Annotated in this window: 1 protein-coding gene and 1 pseudogene; both read left to right on the top strand. The window is 40.4% G+C overall.

The features are described from left to right. Positions 1-208 (top strand): annotated as a pseudogene (locus FTV31_RS16955) (protein rep); the annotation flags it as partial. A gap of 2 nt (positions 209-210) precedes the next feature. Next, on the top strand, positions 211-387 hold the full coding sequence (locus FTV31_RS16950; RefSeq protein ID WP_179995815.1) for a hypothetical protein: 177 nt from the start codon (positions 211-213) through the stop codon (positions 385-387). Positions 388-1,221: the final 834 nt, after the last annotated feature.

The following is a 1,221-nucleotide window of genomic DNA, read 5'->3' as shown; positions in this document are numbered from 1 at the left end:
GACCAAACAAGTCCATAAGATGCGTTTTATCGCAACAGGAGGCGTTTTAAAGGGGATTCTCAAGCCTGAAGATGAAATCACCACGGAAGAAATGATTTCGTCCTCTGAGGAAGTACAGGACGTTGGAGAGGGTCGAGTAGCGTTTCAGTTCAAACCTGAATATCGCCGATATGTCTATGCACCCAAATTCAATGAATATGCGGAGTGATCATGGATACAGAAAAAAACCGACGTTTGGAACGAGTCTTTTTGAACAGATCAGACCGTGAATATTACGACCTAGAAATTACAGAAGAACATCAGCAGCTCTATGATCAATACGTTTCAGGGGAATTAAGCGACCAAGAATTTGAAGATGGTTTAAAGAGATTAATTCCACGATCTTAGTCACGACTAAACGCCAAAAAACAAAAATCGCTATGGCAGGATAGGCAATCGTTTAACGAATTTCAGTTTTGTATGACAAATCCCGAAGGGCGCACTTACCCATTTTTTCGTTTCACTCAAAAACGGACGTTGCGTAAGGGGTTCGACCCCTTAACCCCAAGAACGCCAAAAATGAAAAATTGGAAATTTTCCCTTTTTGGCGTTTCGCACCCATTGGATTTTTTCCAATGGTAAAGTGCGCCCTTCATGTTATTTCGGGAAAAGCCGAACGAGTGTCTACGAGTGACGACCCCATCATAAAAATTCCAAAACCTTTCTTCCTTGATTACAAGCTCCCATAAAAATTCTAAGCGGGAAAAACCGAGCAAAGCGACGACCCGATTTTTGTTTCTCGAATGAGAAACGCGGAAGCGTGCATTACTGAAAAATCATCACGAATTGGCTAGGGGTGAAAAATCAAAAAAAAGGCATCTGAAAAGGGGGCAAAAATGGGGATTTTTGGGGTGTTTTTCCTTGTATTTATTATTAAGGGATAACTTCGATATTAAAAATGTGGCTCTATGCCTTGTGTGGCGTGGCTTTTAGCATGGTTTGACAGATAGATAAAAAGCCCGTAAATTTTGAGGTGCGATCCAACAAAACTTAAACGAGCTTTTTAATGACTCAATCTTGCCATAATTCCGATCTTGGAATCAATTTTTTAACAGAAATTTCACCTCATGAAGTTTCTTGGGATGAACATCGCTCCGATGCTGAATCCGTTAAAATTCTCTATAACTACTCCGTTGAACTCTCAAAATATGCAGACCGAATTAACGGCTGTTCAGGTATTTT

The organism is Acinetobacter sp. YH16031 (assembly GCF_013417335.1).
In the GTDB taxonomy this organism is placed as follows: domain Bacteria; phylum Pseudomonadota; class Gammaproteobacteria; order Pseudomonadales; family Moraxellaceae; genus Acinetobacter.
The sequence above is the reverse complement of the archived record's forward strand: the minus strand, read 5'-3'. Positions and strand labels throughout refer to the sequence as shown.

What these genes read in the sequence shown, in the direction of transcription:
- FTV31_RS16950 (WP_179995815.1), top strand. Translation starts at nt 211, where the DNA reads ATGGATACAGAAAAAAACCGACGTTTGGAACGAGTCTTTTTGAACAGA.